The organism is Paenibacillus paeoniae (genome assembly GCF_003388735.1).
Taxonomy (GTDB): domain Bacteria; phylum Bacillota; class Bacilli; order Paenibacillales; family Paenibacillaceae; genus Pristimantibacillus; species Pristimantibacillus paeoniae.
The window spans coordinates 2,264,573-2,282,615 of sequence record NZ_QUBQ01000001.1; the positions used below are offsets into that span (position 1 = coordinate 2,264,573).

16 protein-coding genes are annotated in these 18,043 nt (G+C 51.1%); 1 reads left to right on the forward strand and 15 read right to left on the reverse strand.

Annotation, left to right across the window (positions count from 1 at the left end; genetic code table 11):
* Positions 1–2 precede the first annotated feature (2 nt).
* The gene (gene addB / locus DX130_RS10580; RefSeq protein ID WP_116045007.1) at positions 3–3,512 is read right to left on the reverse strand and encodes a helicase-exonuclease AddAB subunit AddB; all 3,510 of its coding nucleotides are present in this window, start codon (positions 3,510–3,512) and stop codon (positions 3–5) included.
* Between the two features lie 45 nt (positions 3,513–3,557).
* Entirely contained in the window at positions 3,558–4,928 is a 1,371-nt protein-coding gene (locus tag DX130_RS10585; protein WP_116045008.1) for a class I SAM-dependent rRNA methyltransferase, read from the reverse strand.
* 103 nt (positions 4,929–5,031) lie between these two features.
* Here DX130_RS10585 and DX130_RS10590 point away from each other — a divergent pair, with 103 nt between their 5' ends.
* Positions 5,032–6,012 (forward strand): Na/Pi cotransporter family protein, encoded by a 981-nt coding sequence (locus tag DX130_RS10590; RefSeq protein WP_116045010.1) that lies wholly within the window; start codon positions 5,032–5,034, stop codon positions 6,010–6,012.
* Positions 6,013–6,018: 6 nt separating this feature from the next.
* Here DX130_RS10590 and DX130_RS10595 read toward each other — a convergent pair whose 3' ends face one another.
* The 13 genes from DX130_RS10595 to hemW form a co-directional block, all read right to left on the reverse strand.
* Positions 6,019–6,450 carry an NUDIX hydrolase gene (locus DX130_RS10595; RefSeq protein WP_116045012.1) on the reverse strand — a complete coding sequence of 144 codons (432 nt, stop codon included), beginning with the start codon at positions 6,448–6,450 and terminating at the stop codon, positions 6,019–6,021.
* A 109-nt stretch (positions 6,451–6,559) separates the two neighbouring features.
* Complete coding sequence (gene mtaB / locus DX130_RS10600; protein WP_116045014.1) at positions 6,560–7,951, reverse strand: tRNA (N(6)-L-threonylcarbamoyladenosine(37)-C(2))-methylthiotransferase MtaB; 1,392 nt, start codon at positions 7,949–7,951, stop codon at positions 6,560–6,562.
* A gap of 5 nt (positions 7,952–7,956) precedes the next feature.
* The gene (locus DX130_RS10605; protein ID WP_116045015.1) at positions 7,957–8,751 is read right to left on the reverse strand and encodes an RsmE family RNA methyltransferase; all 795 of its coding nucleotides are present in this window, start codon (positions 8,749–8,751) and stop codon (positions 7,957–7,959) included.
* Between the two features lie 17 nt (positions 8,752–8,768).
* Complete coding sequence (locus tag DX130_RS10610; protein WP_116045017.1) at positions 8,769–9,491, reverse strand: site-2 protease family protein; 723 nt, start codon at positions 9,489–9,491, stop codon at positions 8,769–8,771.
* Positions 9,492–10,481: a 50S ribosomal protein L11 methyltransferase gene (gene prmA / locus DX130_RS10615; RefSeq protein ID WP_116045019.1), complete on the reverse strand. Its 990-nt coding sequence runs from the start codon at positions 10,479–10,481 to the stop codon at positions 9,492–9,494.
* A 119-nt stretch (positions 10,482–10,600) separates the two neighbouring features.
* Positions 10,601–10,807, reverse strand: a complete 207-nt coding sequence (locus DX130_RS10620; RefSeq protein WP_116045021.1) for a hypothetical protein — start codon at positions 10,805–10,807, stop codon at positions 10,601–10,603.
* 2 nt (positions 10,808–10,809) lie between these two features.
* Positions 10,810–10,977, reverse strand: a complete 168-nt coding sequence (locus DX130_RS10625) for a YfhD family protein (RefSeq protein WP_116045022.1) — start codon at positions 10,975–10,977, stop codon at positions 10,810–10,812.
* A 98-nt stretch (positions 10,978–11,075) separates the two neighbouring features.
* Positions 11,076–12,203, reverse strand: coding sequence for a molecular chaperone DnaJ (dnaJ, locus tag DX130_RS10630; RefSeq protein ID WP_116045024.1), 1,128 nt, complete (start codon positions 12,201–12,203; stop codon positions 11,076–11,078).
* A gap of 92 nt (positions 12,204–12,295) precedes the next feature.
* Positions 12,296–14,140, reverse strand: a complete 1,845-nt coding sequence (dnaK, locus tag DX130_RS10635; RefSeq protein ID WP_116045025.1) for a molecular chaperone DnaK — start codon at positions 14,138–14,140, stop codon at positions 12,296–12,298.
* A 233-nt stretch (positions 14,141–14,373) separates the two neighbouring features.
* Positions 14,374–14,934, reverse strand: a complete 561-nt coding sequence (gene grpE / locus DX130_RS10640; RefSeq protein ID WP_116045027.1) for a nucleotide exchange factor GrpE — start codon at positions 14,932–14,934, stop codon at positions 14,374–14,376.
* Between the two features lie 67 nt (positions 14,935–15,001).
* A complete protein-coding gene (hrcA, locus tag DX130_RS10645; protein WP_116045029.1) occupies positions 15,002–16,027 on the reverse strand; it encodes a heat-inducible transcriptional repressor HrcA in 1,026 nt (341 codons plus the stop codon).
* Between the two features lie 239 nt (positions 16,028–16,266).
* A complete protein-coding gene (locus DX130_RS10650) occupies positions 16,267–16,737 on the reverse strand; it encodes an N-acetyltransferase (protein WP_116045030.1) in 471 nt (156 codons plus the stop codon).
* Between the two features lie 90 nt (positions 16,738–16,827).
* On the reverse strand, positions 16,828–18,000 hold the full coding sequence (hemW, locus tag DX130_RS10655; RefSeq protein WP_116045032.1) for a radical SAM family heme chaperone HemW: 1,173 nt from the start codon (positions 17,998–18,000) through the stop codon (positions 16,828–16,830).
* Positions 18,001–18,043: the final 43 nt, after the last annotated feature.

Consider the following 18,043-nt stretch of genomic DNA (forward strand, 5'->3'; position numbering starts at 1 on the left):
TCTCACACTCCTTCCAACTGCCGCCATGCGTCCTCCTTGGACGACTTGGTTAACTTCTTATACTCGTTGCCTTCGAATAGCGGATCGAATTGACAGACGGCCTTGTAATCGCAAAATTGGCAAGGCGACTTCGCCCCCAACCGGTAAGGCTCAATGGATACCTCACCCTCCATAATCGTACCGCCGATCCTGCTGATCATGCCTCTAACTGATCGTCTCAAGGTGGTCCATTGATCCGATGTGACAACCGACGAACTGCTGTAAAAACTTCCATCCCGCTTCAAAGCAACCGGAAGCAAGTCCGAATGGCCCGTATCAAGTTCACCGTCCATCAGCCTGGTAACCTCGGCATCCGCCGTAAGCAATCCTCTCGTCTTATAGCGCTTGAGGAGCTTATCCGACACTTCCTCCGCCGACAGGCCATTCGAGAGGGCAAGCAGCGGATTATGCACATGGAAATACAATACGCCTGCTGGAGATGCAGCTTCTCCAAGCCAACCTTCGGAATGCGTAATGAGAACATCCAGATAAGTCAGCATTTGCAGCGATAGTCCATGTACAACCTCCTCCAGCTTGAGCGATGTTGCGCTTGATTTGTAGTCCAATACGCGAAGCAGAAGGCCCTCCTCCGTCTTGGCGGCATCCACTCGATCAATGCGACCGACAACCTCCATCTCCCCTCCACTTGGCAATGGAAGCACCAAAGCAGGCAAGGTGCCCCCAGGACCGAAGTCCAGCTCCGTAGCGAGGGGCTGGAAGTGAGCGCGCTTGGCATGCTCGCCAAGAATAACGGCAGCCTGGGCAACGATTTCCTTCAGCTTGCGAGCAATAAATTGGAATCTGCCGCTGCTCAACAAGATTTGGGATTGCAGCTTGGGCGCAATCTCATCAACCGTCTTCGAAGCCTCTTCCTTCACTTCTTCCCGAGTGAGCTTGCCCCAACGACCGCTCAGCGATCCTGCCAGCTTGCTAAGCGCGGCATGAAAGAGCTGCCCGACGTCAGGCGCTTCCAGACGATAGAGCTTACGCTCCCGCAGCTTGAGTCCGTGTATGGCAAAATGCTGGAATGGACAAGAGACGAAACGTTCCATCCGCGAGACGCTGACCGTCATTCGCTCACCGTACAACTCTCTGGCGAGGGACATTGGCAGACGGCTTTCCCGGTTATGATAGGTTAGCGATCCCGTCAGCAACTGAAGCTTCGACTGCCACTCGGGCCGGGCAACATACCAGTTGTACATATCCCACCAGAACGGCGCGATAGGACTGCCTTGCTGCCAGCGCCTAAGCGCTGCGATAAGATGGGTCAATGTGCGGTCGGGATGCTGGGCATATTCCCGCTGCGCATCAACTGACATGCTTTCCGACGGCTCAGCCCCCGATTCATAGGTTGGCAATCCCGGGAACAGGCCGCGAATGCTCCGAATGATCTCGGAAGGCAACAGACTCTTCCCCTCTTCATCAGCCTCAGCCCAACTGATCCAAAGCAGGTCGCTTGGTGTCGTAAGCGCGTTATAAATCATAAACCGCTCGTCCAGCAGCCTTCTGCGAACGCTAGGCGCCATCTCAACGCCTTCAGCAACAAGCGTATCTCGTTCGGCTTCAGTCAATATACCGTCCTCTTTGACACGCATAGGCATAATTCCGTCATTGGCTCCCAGAACATAGCAAGCCCGAATGCGTCCCGATCTGGTCCGGTCCATGGAACCGACCAATACTTGATCAAGAGCTGGCGGCACAGCTGCCAGCTTCAAACCCTCCAGCCCTGACTCCACGATACCTGCGAACAACTCTGGAGAGACGAATTCGTCTCCTGCCAGCTCCACAAGCTGATCGAGCAAGCTCATCACGCTGTCCCATAGTTGCCTATGCGCTCGTCCTCGCTGCGCTTCGCCGCGCTCCATGTCCTCACGGCTCCAACGCTCCAGCCGGTCCGCTGCATCTGAATGATCCAGAAGCTTATAAAGCGCTTCGCACATCTCCCGAATGTTGCTTGCCTTGCCGATTGCATCCTCAAATTTCTTGAGCAACGGAACTACCGCTTCTCTGGCCGCCATAGCAATATCAAATTCTCGCTGTGCTTTTGCCGATATGACGGTCTCCATCGTATCATCTTCCTCAAGCGAGAGAGGCGCTATCGGTCTCCAGCTCCTCCGGTCGAGCCACTTCCATCCGTCAATTCCTGCGGCAAGCGCGTAATTCTCCAGACGATCGAACCAATCCCTTGGCAGACTGCCGTCCATTGGAAAAAGCATTTCCGTCTTGATGCAGCGAAACACGGCATCATAATGCCAGCCGTTCAGAATCGTTTCCAAGGCAGAACGAATAAATTCGACCAACGGGTGGTGAAGCGCCTTTTCCTTCTGATCGACAAAATGCGGGATGCCGTAATCGTCAAGAATAAGAGACAGATAGTCTGCGTAATCTTCCGTATTGCGGGTTAGAATGGCAATGTCTCTCCAGCGCAAGCCCCCATTGCGAGCTCGCGCCCTGATATCACGAGCTACCGCCTCAACCTCCGCCCTTCTGCCGGAAGCGGATTGAAGTCTAATTCCGTGACTCATGGCCTCGTTCCGACTACCCAGCAGCATCGGCACACGCTTGTCATAATGCTTCTCCAAATGTTCCAGCATGGGACTGGCGCTGAATCTGTGCGGAAATTCGGCGACTGCATTCAAATTCAACGTCGGCAGAACCTCGATTCCGTGTGCTTCAGCCAATTCCGATAGTCTGATACATGTTTCCGCTGTCGGGTGGAACAGTTCAAGCTCATGCGGACGATCTCCCGATGCATAGAAGCGGTCCAGCGTAAGCGTGATATTGACTTGCTTCGCTTCCTTCATAATCGATCCCAGCGCTTCGTACTCAGTAGGCGTGAATCCATGGAAGCCGTCCACCCAAATCTGAGCGTCCTGCATCGAAGGCGCGGCCGAATAGCTGCTCTTCAGAAAGTCCAAGTAGTCTTCCGCATCGATGTATTGACCCGCAAGGCTTGATTCCATCTCCTCATAGATCAGGGATAAGTCATGCAGCTTCCGATCCAGCAGTCCTTCGAGACGCTCGCCGGAGTTCAGGCGAGCATCCAGCTTCCGCAAGCCCTCCGCATTTACTCCGTAACGCTTCCACTCCGTAAGAAGCTCTGACAGCCGCTCAATAAACCCCGCTTGCTCCGCTCCGCTCTGGAAAAGCGCAAGCCTGGAGGACAGCCGATGGACGATTTTATAAAGGAGCATGGATTTTCCCGTATCTCCTATCGGTACTAACGCTGTGCCCCCGGTTTCTTGCATAACTCGAAAAGCAAGCCTGCGGAAGCTAAGCGCCTGCGCCCTCAGCGAGCCGCGCAGCTCGCCGCGGTGAAGAAGAGTATACTCGCTCTGGAATGTCGCTTGCTCGGGAACAAGCATAATAAGCGGGGGACCATCCGGCTCGCGCTGAAGCTGCTTGCGGATCTCGTCCTGACAATAGGTCGTCTTCCCGGAACCTGCGCGTCCAATGATTAATCTCAGCGGCATAAGCTCACCTCCCCAGGTCTTGTCTTACAGGGCTAAATGCCCGTTCTACTTCGATGTTGATCTGCTTCTCACTTCAAATATCGCAAACTTCAAGTAATGTCCTTCGTTTACGCCAAGCAATTGCGGATGATCTTTCCCCGCCGCCCGCCATTCCACTAGACGAAGCATCTTGCCTGCGTCAATCGCCGCCTCCTGAATCGTCTCCAGGAACAAGTCAGGACGCATATGGTACGAGCAGCTCGCCGTAACCAAATATCCGCCCTCGTTCACCAACTTCAAGCCCTGCAAGTTAATGTCCTTATAGCCTCTGCAAGCTCCGGCGACCGCGTTTCTCGTCTTGGCGAAAGCCGGCGGATCAAGAATGACGACATCCCACGTGCGGCCAGTCTGCTCCAGCTTCTTCGACGTGTCTCCACCGCCAGCTGCGCGCAGCTTCCGCTCATCCAAACCCTTGACTTGCTCTCTCAAATACTGGAATGCGTCCGCTACGACAAATTCGACCCGATCGGAAAATTCGTTCCGTTCTACATTGCGCTTCGCTGTATCGATCGCATGCTGGGATACATCCAAGCAAGTTACTTTTTTCGCTCCGTATTTGCAGGCATGCAGTGTGAAGCTTCCGGTATGGGCAAAACACTCCAGTACCGTTGCGCCATCCCAGTAAGGGAAGGTAACGATTTTGCCATTGGCGTTCATAGGCACAAGGGTATTCCCCCCGTCTGGATCTTCCATAAGCTTGATTCCGCTTTTAGCGCCCCAGCCCTGCATAAGCGGTGCGATGGATGCGCGATTCTCCCTCTGATCGAAGAAGTAGCCCGTCTTCTGGCCTTCTACAATATCCACTTCCAGCTTCAAGCCATTTTCTTGAATCTCGATAATAGATGGGCACTCCCCGTGCAAGACGCCTGTTCTTTCTTCCAGTCCTTCCAGACCGCGAACGCTGACATCGCTCCGTTCATAGATGCCCTTTGGCTGAAATACGGCTATAAGCGCGGCGACGAGCTGATCCCTTGCCGCATCCATTCCAAGCGTCAGCAACTGGACGACAAGGACATCGCCGAACCGGTCGACGATCAAGCCAGGCAAAAGATCCGCTTCACCGTATACAAGCCTGCAATCGTGATCAGCGACGAACCGGTTCCGATGTTCCTTGCATCGTTGCAATCTCTCCTCAAAGAAAGATTGATCCATTGCTCCGAGCGGATCATAGGACACAATCCGTACCGTAATTTGTGAGCTTGGATTCCAATATCCCGTAGCCAAATAACGGCCTTGATGAGTTACGACATCAACCAATCCGCCGGATTGCGCCTCTCCCTCCACTCTGTCAATTTCGCTTGCGAATACCCAGGGATGGCCTTGCTCGATTCTTTTTTTGCGCGCTTTATTGAGCACGATTCTAGCTTGCTCGTTCACCGTTCAGTCTTCCTCTCTATGTATAAGGCTTGTCATGCTCGTCCCCCCGCAAGCATAACCATTAGTATATGGCATCTTCAGCATGACGAAGGGGAGCTTGGATATGATACATTCCATTGTCGTACCAATGACGCTCGGCTTTTCCGTATTTCTATGCGGCATGAAGCTGATGGAGCTGGCCCTGCATCGACTTGCGGGACCCTATCTCTCTCAAGCGCTCCAGCGCGCGACCAAAACACCGCTGCACGGACTGGCTGTCGGTACGGTCTCTACCGCATTTTTGCAGAGCAGCACAGCCGTTACCGTCATCTCTATCGGCCTAGTTAACGCAGGACTGCTTTCATTTCCGCGTACGCTAGGCATCATTTTGGGCACCAATATCGGCACATGCTTGACTACCGAGCTAATCGGATTAAATATCCAAGCATTGTCTACGCCGCTTCTGACCTCTTCCTTTGCCGTATGGCTGCTCACTGCCCTGCTGAATGAAGCGCGGATATGGCCCCGACTGGGCACACCGCGATGGCTGGAGCCGCTTCGGTCTGCCTCTGTTGCAGTCTGTGGATTTGGCCTGCTGCTGGCAGGCTTGTCGCTCATGCAATCGATCGGACCGGCCGTTCAGGAAAGCGCTATGTTCGACTGGTTCATCGAAAAAGCCGCAACCGGCATTTGGTGGGGGCTTGCAGCAGGCGCCGTCTTGACTGCAGCTGTCCATAGCAGCGCTGCCGTCATCGGGCTGGTTATGGGTTTCGTAACCATTGGAGCCATGCCGCCGGAGCTTGGTGTAGCGCTAGTGCTGGGAGCCAATATCGGCACTTGCGTAACCGCTCTGCTCGCCTCCATTGGCGGAGCGAAGGCAGGGCAATTTGTAGCTTATGCCCACACGGTTCTGAACATTGGCGGAGCGCTTCTGTTCCTGCCGCTTATCGGAGAGCTGACTGCTGCATCCAGCTGGCTGTCCCATTCACCCGCTTCACAAATTGCGCATGCCCAGACTATCTTCAATATTGCCTGCTCCATTCTGGCACTTCCATTATGCTATATGAAAGCCTGGCGGCGTTTGGATACCATTGAACTTCGTTAGAATGAATCAGGTTACAGGCAACCCCAACAATTGTAGAGCGCCTGCCACAATTCGATGATTATTATCGTACCCGGATTGCTTCTGACGGCGCCAAGCTTCGAGCGGCTCAAACCAATCCACGCCGCGAATCTCTTCCACTTGCGCTTGATGCTTGCCGCCAACAGCTTCCACAAGATAGTAGTGAACTTCCTTGTTCACCGTTCCGTATTCGGCATGCTCATATTGATACTTGATCTGGTCGATCGGGGCGACGATTTTGCCTTCCAGCCCAGTCTCCTCGGCAATCTCGCGGAGAGCGGTCTGCTCTACCGTCTCCCCCGCTTCCATCTTGCCCTTCGGAAGCGACACTTTGCCATAGCGATCCTGAATGAGCTGAATTTGAAGCTGTCCGTGCTCATTATGGCGGAACACGACTCCACCCGCTGAAATTTCCAACATGTCTATTCCCCCCAGCAACATTTACGCATTAGTATATGCAGCAAAGGATTCCTTCATCTTTTCACCCTCTAACGTAAAAAGAATAGGGAATCCCGCTTTAATCTCATCGTTAAGCTCGCAAAGCTTCCGGACGCTCATACACGAATGTTTCCGCATCCGTGTCTTCCGCTGGCAATCCGGAATCCATAACGCGTAAGAACTGGCCGCGGCATTCATTCACGCCCGCTTCCGTTATTTTCACACGGCACAACTGGCCAATCATCTCCTCTGTTCCATCGAAGACGACCTGCAAATAGTTATCGGTGTATCCCATAACGAGGCCTTCACCAGGTGCGCCCTTGTATTCGCGCTCCGGAATAACGTCGAGCACAGCGCCCACATATTGCTCCGCATATTCCAGCTGCATCTTCTCAGACAGATCGATCAGCTTATGCACACGTTCGTTTTTGACTTCTTCGTCCACCTGGTCTTCCATCCGAGCCGCAGGCGTACCTGTTCTCTTGGAGTACGGGAACACGTGCATCTCCGCAAATTTCAGCTCTTCCATGAAACGGAAGCCCTCCTCGAACATCTCGTCCGTCTCTCCCGGGAAGCCGACGATTACATCCGTCGTAATTGCGACGCCAGGCATGGCCTCGTGAAGACGCTTGATCTTCGCCGCGAACTCCTCCGTCGTATATTTGCGGCGCATCCGCTTAAGCACAGAAGTTTCGCCGGCTTGAAGCGGAATATGAAGATGGCGGCACATTTTGCTGGACCGATTCAGCACTTCAATCATCGCATCGTCAATCTGGCTTGCTTCAATAGAGCTGATGCGAATACGCTCCAGACCTTCCACCTTATCCAAGTCCCAGAGCAGACTGGTCAAGTTGTAATTCTCCATATCGTCACCGTATCCGCCAGTATGAATGCCTGTCAGTACGATCTCCTTATAGCCTGCGGCAACTAGCGCCCTCGCTTGCTCCAGTACGCTTTGCGGCTCACGGCTGCGCGACAAGCCGCGCGACCAAGGAATGATGCAGAAGGTGCAGAAGTTGTTGCATCCTTCTTGAATCTTTAAGAAAGCACGCGTGCGTTCCGCGAAATCCGGTACATCCAGCTCCTCGAAACTGCGAGTCTTCATAATGTTCCGAACGGCATTAACCGGCTTGCGGTCATCCTGTATTTGCTTCACAAAGGACATAATCTTCTCACGGTCTTGCGTACCGATAACAAGATCGACTCCCTCGATCGCCATAATCTCAGCTGGGGAGGTCTGCGCATAGCAGCCCGTTACTGCAATAATGGCGTCCGGATTCCGTCTGATGGCGCGACGAATAATTTGGCGGCTTTTTTTGTCCCCCGTATTCGTAACGGTACAGGTATTGATCAAATAAACATCTGCAGTCGTTGTTTCGAAATCAACCTGCTCATATCCTTCATTTTTAAATAACTGCCAAATCGCTTCCGTATCATAGAAGTTTACTTTGCAGCCAAGTGTATAAAACGCGACGGTTGGCATAATGCTCACGCTCCTCCCATTTCTCCAGATTCATATAGTAGACAGGTCAAGCCAACAAGACCTGCCGTCTCCGTCCTTAATATACGCTTGCCCAGCCCGGCCAATCTTGCACCGGCGGTCTGTGCTTCCTGCGCTTCGCGCTCGGTAAAACCGCCTTCAGACCCTACAATCAGCAGAATGTTGGGTTGAACATCCGACGCGCTATCCGCTTCAATCCCGTGTTCCTTCTTCCATCCGCGCACTACATCCCCGATACCCAGCCCGTGTGCCCGATCGCCCTCGCGCTCATAGCAAAACAGTGCCAAATCATAATCCGGGATGACGGCAAGCAGTCTCTTCCAGCTTGCTAGCGAATGAATGGACGGGATACGGTGACGATGCGACTGCTCGGCAGCTTCCTTCGCAATCTTGCTCCAGCGTTCCAGCCGCTTCGCTTCTTTTTTCGCATCATATTGGACGACCATCCGTTCCGACTCGAACGGAAGAAATGCCGTCACCCCGATTTCCGTTCCTTTTTGAATGACAAGCTCCATCTTATCGCCCTTCGGCAAGCTTTGGGCAATCGTGACCCTCCATGCTGGCTCGCTGTCTGCATCGAGCAGCTCCAGCACGTCAGCCTTCACTTCCTGGGCCGACACTTCACGCACAACCGCAAGCGCCGAACGCCCGGCGCCGTCGCTTGCGATCAATTGGTCATCCGCTTTCATGCGCATGACCCGTGCGGCATGATGGGCATCCTCGCCCGTTATCGTAATGACGCCGTCTCTGAATTGGTCCGGCGCTACAAAATATCGTTGCATATACGTAAATCCATCCTTCATCTTAGCATGTTTTGACCACTGAAATCCATTGCAATGTCGTACCAGTTAAGCGGCGAGAAGATGCTGTCAAAGAAATTAATGAGTCCCAAGAAAATCGGCCCCTGCAGGCTCAAAATCGGATCGAGCGTCACTGCGCGCAGCGGCGGTATGAAAACAAACAGCAAAAAGATGATCATCGCCCAATGCATATTTTGTTCGATCTTGTAACGAATCCGCAGCGGCAGCAGCTCGGCTACAATTCGGTAGCCGTCAAGCGGAGGCAGGGGAATAAAGTTAAAGACGAACAAAAGCAAATTAATAATAATCAAATACCAAAAGAAATGGACAAGCGCCATATAAACACCATGCGAAGCGGAGTACAGCACGCCTGTTTCATGCAAAATGTAGAAAATCAACATCCCGACAAAGGCCATCAACAAATTGCTCAGCGGACCAACTGCCGAAACGATGATGCTCATCAAACGGCGATTCTTGAACTTGCTTGTGTTCACTGGCACCGGCTTGGCCCAGCCGAATCCTGCTACCAGAAGCAAGATCGAGCCTAGCAAGTCCAAGTGAACCATCGGGTTAAGTGACACTCGGCCTTCCCTGTAAGCCGTATCGTCTCCGAATTTGTATGCACTGTAAGCATGCGCGAACTCATGCACCGTAAACACGATCATCAGCACAATTACAATAAACGGAAGATCCTCTAACGGAAACCATAGAAATCGGTCCATTTAGCCCTCCTGTGGTTTTCTCGCAACAAATGCGATCCAATCCTCGTCACGACGTTTCTCGATGATCTGGAAGCCGTATGCGACAAGTCCATTTTCTACATCGGATTCTTTATTCTTATATACACCCGAAGCGATGTATATGCCACCCGGCTTCAGGGATTGATAGACATCGTCGACAAAGAGCAGAATAACTTCTGCCAGAATATTCGCTACGACCAGATCAACAGGAACCGTAACCGAAAAGGCATTCCGATTCTCCGCCGCCGGCTGCTCTTCACGAAGGACACCCAGCAAATCGCTAAGCTTGACTTCTATTTGCTGGGACAGGCCGTTCAGATTTACGTTATCTATTGCGCTGGATACCGCTACCGGATCCAGGTCAAGCGCAAGCACACCTTTCACTCCAAGCCGGCACGCTCCAATTGCCAGAATGCCGGAACCGGTGCCGACATCGATCATCTCTTCTCCGCCCTTGACAACCGATTCCAGTGTCTGCAGACAGAGTGCTGTCGTCGGGTGTGTCCCGGTGCCGAATGCCATGCCAGGGTCAAGTTCTATGATGCGCTCTCCTTCGCTTGCTTCATACTCTTCCCATGTTGGCTTGATCGTCAGCGTATCGGATACGCGAACCGGCTTGAAGTATTGCTTCCATGCCGTAGCCCAGTCGTCATCGTCAACTTCGATGACCTCGTAAGTTACAAGGCCTGTATCAATATCAAATTCCTTCAACTCTTCAACTCTAGGTTTCAGCGCTGCAATAAGTTCCTCTGTATCTGTACCTTCAGGAAAATAACCTTTTATGACAGCTTGCCCTTCCGGTATATCATTAAGCGGAAGCTCGTACCATTCCCCGAATGAAGTATCGCGCGGCTTATTCAGCGTGCCAGACTCCTCGATCGATACGCCGCCCGCCCCCATCTCATGCAGGAAGTTGGAGATCATCTCCGTCGCTTCTTCCGTTGTCCCTATTGTGATTTCGTGCCATTTCATATGTAATGCCTCCCAAATATCAAAAATGCCTATCCTCTATTGTACACCAACCTCAGGGGCCAGTCCAAAAAAATAGCGCAAAAAGCTTCACGCTTCTTGCGCTATCGTTGTGCTCTGTCTCAATAAAGCTCTGACGTGATGCTGCCGCCAATCCCTTCAATCAGCCTCATCGCCCGGTCAGCCACGGCTTCATCGATCGTGGCAGTAAGTATGCCGTTTTCATGGAAGCCGCTTACATCAACCACCCTAAGCGCCTGCAACTTATGCAACGCTTCTGTCGCAGCTTGCTCGTCCGGAAACAAGGCGTTAATTTCAACTGTCGACATGCCTACTCCCCTTGCTCTCTGGCATCAGCTTCATTCGCGCGTTGCTGAGCCTTACGATCCCCTTCGTCCGCCAATTCCTCGGAGTACTCCACATCTTCATTTTTACCGATGGGCAATTGTCCGAAATTCACATTATCCAACTCGGTTTGTTCGTTCGATTCGTTTGTCATCTGAACCCCTCCTTCGCTGCATGGCAGAGCCATTTTTTCACCGCTTTAGAATGCGTGTTTGCAAAGGAATTTATTCACAAAAGAAAAAACGTTCCGCGCTATTCGCCGCGGAACGCCTTTTTCATTTTATCGAAAATCGATTCATGATGATCGTTTTGCTCATTTGTGGATTCACCGGACAAACCTGCGAATTGGCGAAGCAAATCCTTCTGCTCGTCATTTAAGCTGGTTGGCGTAACAATGGTAACCTTGACATGTTGATCGCCAGTCCCATATCCGCGAAGCTTCGGAACACCCTTGCCCTTCAATCGGAAATACGTACCTGTCTGAGTTCCTGCAGGAATCTTGAGCTTTACCTTCTCCGTCAACGTAGGGATTTCAATCTCGTCCCCAAGCGCTGCCTGGACAAATGTAAGCGGCACTTCGCAATAAATGTCATCGCCTTCACGCTCGAAAAATTCATGCGACTTCACACGAATCACGATGTACAGGTCACCCGCAGGTCCGCCTCTTAGGCCGCCTTCGCCTTCGCCGGACATCCGGATTTGTGCGCCATCGTCAACGCCAGCCGGAATATTGATCTTGATTCGGCGTTGTTTTTTGACTTTGCCTGCGCCATGACAAGTTCCGCATTTCTCGCGGATGATTCGTCCCGTACCGGAACAATTTGTACATGCACGGCGATTGACCATACGACCGAAAGGCGTGTTTTGTACAACCTCTTGCTGCCCGCTTCCCCGGCAGGTGGAGCAAGTATCAGGCTTCGTGCCGGGTTTGGCACCCGAGCCGTGACAATGATCACAAGATTCCGTTCTCGGAATCGTAATTTCCGCTTCTTTTCCGAAGACAGCTTCCTTAAACTCGACCGTCATCGTATATTGAAGGTCGTTGCCGCGCTGCGGCGCATTGGGATCGCGGCGTCCGCCTCCCCCGCCGAAGAACATATCGAAGATATCGCCCATGCCGCCAAAATCAGCTCCGCCTGCTCCGCCCATGCCCTGATTGGGATCGACGTGACCGTACTGATCATAAGTCGACCGTTTGCCGTCGTCGCTTAGCACGTCGTACGCTTCCTTGACTTCCTTGAACTTCGTCTCTGCATCATCCGCTTTGTTCACATCCGGATGATACTGTCTGGCAAGCTTGCGGTACGATTTCTTAATATCTTCCGCGGAGGCATCCTTGCCGACACCCAGCACATCATAAAAATCCCGTTTGTTAGCCATCCGATCTCACCCCCGCTACCTATTGTTGTATTGACGCACGAAAGGAGGTCAAAGACAGGGCAAGCCCCACTTTGACCCCTCGCCAGTTGTCCTTACTTCTTGTTATCGTCGACAACTTCGTAGTCGGCGTCAACTACATTGTCCTTGCCTCTAGTACCTGCCGCTTCGCCTTCAGCTCCGCCTTGAGCTGCTTCAGCTTCCTGGGAAGCTTGCTCATACAGCTTCACGGACAGCTGCTGCACGATCTCGGTCAATTCAGCTGTTGCTGCATTGATTTGCTCCAAATCGTCTGTTACAAGCGCAGCTGTTACTTTTTCTTTTGCCGCATTCGCTTTTTCGATCTCGGAAGCGTCTACTTTATCGCCAAGATCCTTGATCGTTTTATCTGTGGAATATACGAGTTGGTCAGCTGCATTTTTTGCTTCTACCAGCTCTTTGCGCTTGCGGTCTTCTTCCGCATTCAACTCGGCATCCTTCATCATTTGCTCGATTTCTGCATCGCTCAAGCCGCTGGAAGAAGTGATCGTAATCTTTTGGCTTTTGCCTGTGCCTTTATCCAGCGCAGATACGTTTACGATGCCGTTCGCATCGATATCGAACGTAACCTCGATTTGAGGTACGCCGCGCGGTGCCGGCGGAATGTCGCTCAACGTGAAGCGTCCAAGCGTTTTGTTGCCTGCCGCCATAGCGCGTTCGCCTTGCAGAACGTGAATTTCAACGCCCGGCTGGTTATCCGCATAAGTGGAGAACACTTGCGATTTGCTTGTAGGAATTGTCGTATTGCGTTCAATCATCTTCGTAAAGACAGCACCAGCTGTTTCGATACCAAGAGATAGAGGCGTTACGTCAAGCAGGACTACGTCCTTCACGTCGCCTGTCAATACGCCAGCTTGAACCGCTGCGCCAAGGGCAACGACTTCATCCGGGTTAACACCCTTGTGAGGGTCTTTGCCTGTAAGCTTCTTCACCGCTTCTTGAACTGCAGGAATACGAGTAGAACCGCCAACAAGAACGATTTTATCGATATCGCCTGCTGACATTCCGGCATCACTCAGTGCTTGACGAGTTGGACCTAGCGTGCGTTCTACAAGCGTTGCGGACAGCTCTTCGAATTTCGCGCGTGACAGGTTCGTCTCCAAATGCTGAGGCACTCCGTCAACCATTGTGATGAACGGCAAAGAAATCGTGGAAGTCATAACGCCGGAAAGCTCTTTTTTCGCTTTCTCCGCTGCATCCTTCAAACGTTGAACTGCCGCTTTATCTTTGGACAAGTCAATGCCTTGTTCCTTCTTGAATTCGGATACCAGGTAATCAATAACTACTTGGTCGAAGTCATCGCCGCCCAGTTTATTGTCGCCGCTAGTTGCTTTAACTTCAAAGAAGCCATCGCCCAGCTCCAAGATGGAGACGTCGAACGTACCTCCGCCAAGGTCATAGACAAGAATCGTTTGGTCTTCGGATTTCTCCATACCATATGCAAGCGCTGCTGCTGTTGGTTCGTTGACAATACGCAGTACTTCAAGACCAGCGATTTTGCCCGCATCTTTTGTCGCTTGGCGCTGGCTGTCGTTGAAGTAAGCCGGAACGGTAATAACAGCTTGCGTTACCGTTTGGCCCAAGTATGCTTCTGCGTCGGACTTTAGCTTTTGCAGGATGATAGCCGAAATTTCTTGTGGAGTAAATTCTTTATCGTCGATTTTCTCCTTGTGGCTCGTGCCAATATGGCGTTTAATGGAGCTGATCGTACGATCTGGATTCGTAATGGCTTGACGTTTTGCTGTTTCGCCGACTACGCGCTCCCCGTCTTTCTTGAAACCAACAACGGATGGCGTTGTACGATTGCCTTCCGGATTCGGAATAACGACTGCTTCGCCGCCTTCCATAACGGCTACGCAAGAGTTCGTTGTACCAAGGTCAATACCGATAACTTTGCTCATGGTTTATCCTCCTAAAAAGTTTTGTGATTAGAACCGCGATTAGCGGTTTGAAGCAAAACTTGCTTCGTAAGCATCATCTTAAAGTTTTGTGATTTAGAACCGCGATTAGCGGTTTGAAGCAAAACTTGCTTCGTAAGCATCATCTTAAAGTTTTGTGATTTAGAACCGCGATTAGCGGTTTGAAGCAAAACTTGCCCGTAAGCATCAAAATTCATCTATATGTCGCAGCATGATTAGCCGCTAACTTTAACCATCGCAGGACGAAGAACTTTTTCTTTCAGCATGTAGCCCTTCTGAACTTCTTCTACGACGATGCCTTCTTCATATTCATCGCTTTCCACCTGCATAATCGCTTGATGGAACTCCGGATTAAACGGCTCGCCTACAGCAACAATCGGCTTCAAGCCTTCCGCATCCAGCGTCTGGCTCATCAAACGGAAAATCATGTCCACGCCTTTGGCCATAGATTCAAAATCGTTATTGGAGCTGGAAGCAGCAATTGCACGCTCGAAATTGTCAACAACCGGGAGCAGTTGGTTGATTAGTTTCATGGATGCGTATTGCGCCAATTCTTCCTTCTCTTTCACCGTGCGACGTCGGAAGTTGTCGAAATCCGCTTGTGCGCGCAAGTATCGCTGCTGCGCTTCCTCAGCTTGCTTCACCAACTCGACATAACGCGCGCTTTCCGTTGTTTCCTCTTCCGTCTGAGCGCTTTCCTCGGCCCCATTCTGCTCTTGGGCAGCCTCATCTAATACGGTATCCAATGTGTCGTTTTGTGTTTCTTTTGCACTCATCTCTTTCACCTCCTCATAAATTTGCCGCCAAGTAGGGAAGCAAACTCATTGCGCAAGTCCATATCCATTATCTATACCAACGGCTAAGCAGGACACTCATATCTTTGGATATCAAGTCCAGCATACTGATGACTTTGCCGTATTCCATACGTGTCGGACCCAAAATGCCGATCGTACCCAACGATTCGCCGTCTATGGAATAAGTGGCCGTAATCAAGCTGCAATTGCTAATGGCCTTATGGTCATTTTCTGTTCCAATCCTCACTTGTATTCCAGATGGAAGGGAAGAGAACATTTTCATAATGGTGGGCGTTTCATCCAGCAGATCCAGAATCGTCTTCACCTTGTCGACGTCCTTAAATTCAGGTTGAGTCAACATGTTTGTCGCACCGCTCATGAATACACGCTGCTCATCATCATTCTGAAGCGCACTGTCCAATACGCTGATCAAGCCTTCATAATGATCAACATGACGTTCCAGTTCCTGACCGATCTCACTATACAACTTCGCCTTTAAACGAATCAGGGGCACTCCTACCAGCTTGGTGTTCAAAATATGGACGATCTTCTGCATATCGTCCATATTCAGATCGGGCGGAATCGTAATTGTCCGATTTTCCACATGGCCTGTATTAGTTACGATGATCGCTACGGCGGAAGTCGCATTGAGCGGAACTAGGCCAAAGTGCTTCAGTGACGTATTAAACAGCTCCGGTCCAAGCAAAATCGACGTGTAGTTCGTTAAACTCGACAGAGCTGTCGCAGCTTGCTGGATAACCTGTTCCATCTGACTCATCTTCTCCGTGACGAATGATCGCACGAAGCCAAGATCTTCTTCTTTCATTTCCTTTAGTTCAATCAAATGATCAACATAATAACGATACCCTTTAGTAGATGGCACTCGACCAGCGGACGTATGGGGCTGCTCCAGGAAACCCAGCTCCTCCAAATCCGCCATCTCGTTGCGAATCGTTGCCGGACTGAACGCGACGTCACCACGCTTGGAGATGCTCCGTGAACCAACTGGCTCAGCCGAACGAATATAATCATCTACGATGGCGTGCAATATCATACGTTGTCGATCCGTCAGCATTCCAATCCCCCCATGTCCTAATTAGCTATCGTTAGCGATCAAATAACCCTTCGTTAGCACTCAACTCCAATGAGTGCTAATCACTAATACAAAAATACCAAACCAGCTTCGTCATTGTCAAGTCGGTTCGTTATTTTTCAACTAACATTTTCGATTGAATCGCAGTGAGCTCCATAAATATAAAAAGCCTTGTTGCAGATCCAGAGGTTCTGCAACAAGGCCTAATCTATTATGACGAATTAATCCAGTTCTATCAGCACTGCAATTTCATCGCAAGCATGCTGCTTCGGGCAGTTGACACAGTCTCTCCAGACCTTCTCCGGAAAGATCTCCTTCTCTACCACTTTAAAGCCGTTTCGCTCAAAAAAAGGAACAGCGTACGTAAGCGCCATAACCTTGGTAATTCCTTGTTCCTTGGCTTGTTCGAGCAGTTTGATGACGAGCTTGCTTCCAATTCCCAAGCTTTTATAGCCGTCGGTAATACCTAGCGATCTGATCTCTACCAAGTTGTCGCCAAGCTTGGTTAGCGCTCCGCAGCCGACGACCTCCTTGCCGATTTCCGCTACCACAAACGTATCTATTAAATGGGCCAGTACTTCACGCGAGCGAGGCAGCATAACGCCTTTTTCGGCATAACCCTGAATTAATTGAAATAACGTCTCCACATCATCTGTTGTCGCTGTTCTGCACAACACTTCCACTGCTTGCATAACTGCCTCCACCCCCGCATGTTCCCGATTCCATGTTCGTTTTGAATATGAATAAATATACATCAAAACGTATTAATACACAAGCGGAATTTATCCCTCTACGGTAATAAAGGCACCAAATACTTCGTTGCCAAGCAGAACGCCCTGATCCGTTAGCCTATACACGGTATCGCCATCCATCTCCAAGCGTTCCAGCAGCTTGTCACCTAACAGCTTTTCGATAATTGGACCAAAGTGCTCCTCTAAGCGATGTCCTGGGAATTGCTCGGAAAAGCTTGAAGCTCGCACGCCATCCAGCAGTCTCAAGCCGACCATCATAAAGTCTTCCATCGCCTCTGTCTGCGAGATATCGTAAGCTTCAAGTCGCGGCAACCGATCGCGGTTCGCGTCAATATACGGTTGAACGCCCTTTATATTGACATGACGTGTTCCCTTTGCATAGCCATGTGCCCCAGCCCCAAGTCCATAATAAGGCTCATTGCGCCAATACGTGGAGTTGTGGCGGCTCTCATAGCCCGGCTTTGCAAAGTTGCTGATCTCATAATGACGATAGCCGTTCTCCTTCAGCTTCTTCATTAATAGAAGAAACATATTGAACTCCTCTTCCTCAGGAGGCAGCGGGAGCTCATTGCGCTCGTACAGCTTGTGGAACAGCGTATTCTCCTCCACCTTCAAGCTGTATAGAGAATAATGGGGCAGGCCAAGCGCCATCGCACGGTCGACGCTGTCGGATAGATGCTCCAGCGTCTGTCCCGGCAAGCCGAACATTAGATCGATAGATAAATTGTCAAATCCGGCCTTGCGCGCATTGCTTAGGCTGTTATAGACGTCATCGACATTATGAATTCTGCCGATTCGCTCCAGCAACCCGTTATCGAACGATTGAACGCCGAAGCTGATGCGATTTACGCCTCCGCTGCGCATCGCATGAAGCTTATCGAGATCCGTCGTTCCCGGGTTCGCCTCCATCGTCACTTCTGCATCATCCGCAATTGGAAAATGATGAAACACTGACTTCAAAAACCGCTCCATCTGCGGAGGGGTTAGCACGGTTGGTGTGCCGCCTCCCACGAAAACCGTCTCAATGCGTTCTGGCGGAAGCGAAGTGACGGTTCGCTTCATCTCTTCCTCAAGCGCATCCAGATACTGATCCACGGGTTGCCCCTTCAACACGTAAGAGGTAAAGTCGCAATAATGACATTTGTTCGTACAGAAAGGAATGTGTATATAAAGCGCCTTCGGAGCCGCTTGCATTCTGTTCATCCTGCTCTCTCCTTCCGCTACAAAAAACGAAGGAGAGCGTTCG